The sequence below is a fragment of the Thioalkalivibrio sp. genome, from assembly GCF_007692535.1.
GTDB lineage: Bacteria > Pseudomonadota > Gammaproteobacteria > Ectothiorhodospirales > Ectothiorhodospiraceae > Thioalkalivibrio.
The window spans coordinates 1-4,148 of the sequence record NZ_REBW01000037.1; the positions used below are offsets into that span (position 1 = coordinate 1).

Here is a 4,148-nt window from a genome sequence, read left to right on the forward strand (position 1 = left end):
GGTCGATGTGGACGGCGAGCCAGATGCAGGGCGGGTCAGGCGAGGTGCGTAGCACGCGGTGTGGCGTGTGTGCGGGAAGGAAGCAGTGGTCGCCGGGCTTCAGGTGTATGCGCTGGCCGGCGACCCAGAGTTCGGCCTCGCCCTGCAGCAGGCAGACCCACTCGTCCTGGGGCTGATCGTAGAGCGTCGGGTCCGGTCGGGCGCTGCTGACGATGCGCTCGACGCGTACGTTGCCGCAGCGCAGGATTTCCTCGAAGGCCTCGCCGTCGCTCAGAGCCGGCAACGCGGCGAAGAGATTGCCGGGAATGACGCTGTTGGAATTGCTCATGGACCCTCTCGCAGGCCTGGTTGTCTAGACTTGCAAATCACCGTTTCCGTTACAGCGAGCGTGCCCCAGGTGTTGGCCTTTCTCAAATGGATTTCTTCGATGGCCCTTGTCTTGGTCCTAGCGCCGGCTCTTGCCCAGGCGCAGCCGGGGTTCGCCGTAGACCTGGACGGCGGCGATCGTCTGGACGTCTACGAGTTCGGTGCGGAGGGCGAAGGGCCGCTGTTCCTGTGGCTGGTCAACCAGTACGGGGAACTGGAGACCCCGAATGCGCTGATCGAGACCCTGGCCGAGCGTGGTGCCACCGTCTGGCGCACCGATCTCCTGGACTCCCTGCTGCTCCAGCGCAGCAGCGATGCGATCCGAAGCATGGATGGCGCGCCCGTGGCCGCACTGCTCGACGCTGCCGTGCGCTCGGGGCGCGGCCCCATCGTTCTGGTGACCTGCGACCGCATGACCGTGCCGCTGTTGCGTGGGTTGCGCACCTGGCAGCAGGAGGCCGTGGATACCACCGACGTCGCCGGCGGGATCCTGCTGTTTCCCAACCTCTACCGCGGCACCCCGGTGGCCGGCGAGGAGCCCGAACTGCTGGGCATCGTCGCCGCCACCAACATGCCGGTGGCCATCTTCCAGCCGGCGATGGGCAGCAACCGCGAACGCCTGGGCCAGGTACTGAACACGTTCTATGCTGCCGGCAGCCCGGCATATGCGTGGATGATCGACGAGGTCCGCGACTACTACCTGCTGCATTCGGATGCGCCCGAAAACAAGGCCCTGGATACGACGACGGTTGGCGTCATGCCAGAGGAGGTGCGCCAGGCGATCATGGACGCGCCGAACCAACTGCTCGAGGCCGCGCGGCTGCTCGCTGTCGCACCGCGCCCGACCGAGGTCGCTGCGCTCGACGAACGGGCCGAGGTGCCGATGGCCCCCGCCTACGGCCTGGTCGAGCGTGAGCCGCGTCCTGCTCCCGAGTATGCGCTGGTCGATGCCCGCGGTGACCATCACGAGCTTGCCGAGAGCCTGGGACGGGTCACGCTGGTGAATTTCTGGGCGACCTGGTGCCCACCCTGCGTACACGAGATTCCCTCCATGAACCGCCTCGCCGCCGCCTACGACGAGCGGGAATTCGCGATCGTCTCCGTGAACTTCCGCGAGGAGCCCGAGCACATCCTCGAGTTCATGCGCGAGGTCGAGGTGGACTTCCCGGTGCTGATGGACCAGGACGGCCGCGTATCGGGCGAGTGGGGCGTCTTCGCCTTCCCCAGTTCGTTCATCCTCGACCGCCAGGGCCGGATCCGCTACTCGGTCAACACCGCCATCGAATGGGACACCGACGCCGTCCGCCACGTCATCGACACCCTGCGGACAGAGCCCCCTCCTGAGCCCTCCGGGGTCCGACCCCGGCTGGCTCCTGTCAGCGCCAATCCAGGGCAGCTTTGAGCCGCTCCTCGTAGCGCTGGATGGCTGCCGGGCCCGGCAGCCCCGTGCTGCAACGAAGCTTGCGTCCGTCTTCGGTCTGCGCCACCAGGTGGTAGAAGACCTCCTGGCGTTGGTTGCCGAAGCGCACCTGATTGCCCCTCTTCGTGCTGAAGCCACTCAACTCGGCGCGAGACAGTTGCCGGCTGCCAACCGGCACCCCCAGCCAGTAACGGCGTATGCGCAGACCCTCGGGCGAAGCGGAAACGTGGAGGCTGAAGGGTAGCCAGAACACGGGCAATACCATAAGGAAGGCGAAGCCCAGGAACACGATGGGGAACACCAGCGGCGGATCCCCCCGTTGGCCCGCGAGGTTCATCCACAGCATCACCCCGCCGACTACCCCGAAAAACAGCAGGCCGAAACCCGCAAGGCTCAGGGTCGCCTTCAGGTGCCGGAAGGCGGGAAAGCGGAAGACCGTCCACCCCGCTTGGCGGGTCTCTCGCACCCACCGTCCGGGCAGGTGTTTCTCCACCGGGCGGCTGGGCGTCAGCGGATAGCTCTGTAGCGACCGGGCCGGATTCGGATGGTCGCCGACAGGCAGTGTGAACTGGCGGCGCAGGATCCGTCCCCCGAGGTCGGCCTCCAGATAGAGGCGCCAGACGATCTGTTCGTCGTTGCCGTGCCGGCTCGGGGGTTGTTCCGCCGGGATCGGAAACCGCATCACCAGCCGTGTGCCACGTCCGGCAGCCTCGATGTAGGGCATGCCTTCGTCTTCCCACAGCACGGTTTCGTGCCAGCTGCTGTTCCGGCCCGAGCGTCTGCGCCTGCGACGAATGCATTGCAGGGCGAGCACAACGCGGTCCTGTGCTCCGGGACGCGCGGCCAGTTCGATCACGCCGCCGACTTCGCCGCCGGGCCCGGCCGGGAACGGATCCATCTGCAACCGCGCCGGACCGAGCAGGCGCCAGTTGCGTGTGGCTGCCAGGACCACGCCCGCGGCCGCCAGCGTGACCAGCACCGCCACGGCGGTGGCGACGGTGGGGAACCAGTGCGCCTCGATCCCGCGCGGTAACCCCGGCGGCTGCTCGCGGAAGATGAACCACAGCATCCAGATGAAGCCGACCAGAAACAGGCTGACGATCCAGGTGGCGGCCAGTTCGGCGCGGCCGGAGCAGTTGATGGTTGCGCCGGCGTCTTCGCGTGTCCTACCCATCGGTCGTCCCTTGATCGAAAAGCATCGCAAGGTGCTCCACCAGGTGCGCGGCCTCGCCGGCAATGAAGCCGCGTTTGGCCTCCCGGGTCAAGCAAGGTGGGTGTCCGGCGCGTTTTCCAGCCTGGAGACTTCCTCCCGATGCCACACAAGGCGTACCGGTTGACGTACGTACTGAAACACGTACACTTTCGGCTATTGAATGCAGCAGAGGTGCGTCATGACCGCAATTACAGCGACCGAGGCGCGTAGCAATCTTTATCGGCTGATCGATGAGACTGCCGAGTCTCATCAGCCCATCGAGATCATGGGCAAGCGGAATAAGGCGGTCTTAGTGTCTGGGGAGGACTGGGCGGCGATTCAGGAGACGCTGTTTCTGCTGTCCGTACCTGGCCTGCGCGAATCCATTCGCGGGGGCATGGAAACCCCCGTTGACGAGTGCGACAAGGAGTTGGATTGGTGACATGGCGGTTGGTGTACACCAAACAAGCTCAGAATGACGCGAAAAAGTTGGCCCGAAGCGGCTTGAAGCCGAAAGCCCAGGAACTGCTGACGGTGATCTCGGAAGACCCTCACCGAAAACCGCCGCCTTACGAGACGCTGGTCGGCGATCTAGCCGGCGCTTATTCGCGGAGGATCAATATCCAGCACCGTCTCGTGTATCAGGTGCTGGAAAGTGAGCGGGTGGTGAAGGTTCTTCGACTCTGGAGTCATTACGAATAACGCATCGGAAGGGTGGGTACCCCGGAGTTTCGCGTTCCGGGATGGCTGTGGAGTGGGCTACCGTTCCACCACGTCCTCCAGACGATCGGCTGTCAATACCCGCTCCGACCAGCGTAGCAGGGTCTCGGCGTCGGCAGATTCCAAACGCGCGCGCACCGGTTCCGGCACCGCTCCGAATTTCAGCGTGAGTTGGCGCAGCAGCACGCGCGCCTCGCCCTGGCCAATGCCCTCTTCCCGGCCCTTCTCGATAAACCGTTCCGCAAACCGTGTCATCTCTGCCACCTCCTCGGGATACCGCTGGCGATAGACGATGCGTTCATTCTCGTCCAGCGCCGCGTAGATGTCGATGAAATCCAGGTACTTCAGTCGCCGCTCCGGATCCGGTTCCAGCGTGGTCAGGCCGCGCATCGCCTGGGCGTAGACCTTGAGCTTCTCCTCCGGGCCGTAGGCCATGTTCGGCAGGTTCAG

Annotated in this window: 6 protein-coding genes; 3 read left to right on the forward strand and 3 right to left on the reverse strand. The window is 65.2% G+C overall.

Annotation, left to right across the window (positions count from 1 at the left end; genetic code table 11):
- Nucleotides 1-328 (reverse strand): cupin domain-containing protein (locus EA346_RS00605; RefSeq protein ID WP_296754316.1); only part of this gene is annotated, 328 nt, incomplete at its 3' end.
- A gap of 99 nt (nt 329-427) precedes the next feature.
- Between EA346_RS00605 and EA346_RS00610 the strand changes: the two genes are divergently transcribed.
- Nucleotides 428-1,768 carry a TlpA disulfide reductase family protein gene (locus EA346_RS00610; protein ID WP_296754319.1) on the forward strand — a complete coding sequence of 447 codons (1,341 nt, stop codon included), beginning with the start codon at nt 428-430 and terminating at the stop codon, nt 1,766-1,768.
- Here EA346_RS00610 and EA346_RS00615 read toward each other — a convergent pair.
- Entirely contained in the window at nt 1,743-2,960 is a 1,218-nt protein-coding gene (locus tag EA346_RS00615) for a hypothetical protein (RefSeq protein ID WP_296754322.1), read from the reverse strand. The genes EA346_RS00610 and EA346_RS00615 overlap by 26 nt on opposite strands.
- Nucleotides 2,961-3,177: 217 nt before the next feature.
- Here EA346_RS00615 and EA346_RS00620 point away from each other — a divergent pair, with 217 nt between their 5' ends.
- Both EA346_RS00620 and EA346_RS00625 read left to right on the forward strand, forming a co-directional pair.
- The gene (locus EA346_RS00620) at nt 3,178-3,420 is read left to right on the forward strand and encodes a type II toxin-antitoxin system Phd/YefM family antitoxin (protein WP_296754324.1); all 243 of its coding nucleotides are present in this window, start codon (nt 3,178-3,180) and stop codon (nt 3,418-3,420) included.
- Nucleotides 3,417-3,680, forward strand: a complete 264-nt coding sequence (locus EA346_RS00625) for a Txe/YoeB family addiction module toxin (RefSeq protein WP_296754327.1) — start codon at nt 3,417-3,419, stop codon at nt 3,678-3,680. Before EA346_RS00620 ends, EA346_RS00625 begins: the two co-directional genes overlap by 4 nt.
- Before the next feature lie 57 nt (nt 3,681-3,737).
- Here EA346_RS00625 and EA346_RS00630 read toward each other — a convergent pair.
- On the reverse strand, nt 3,738-4,148 hold a 411-nt coding region (locus tag EA346_RS00630; protein ID WP_296754329.1), incomplete at its 5' end, for a DUF4351 domain-containing protein.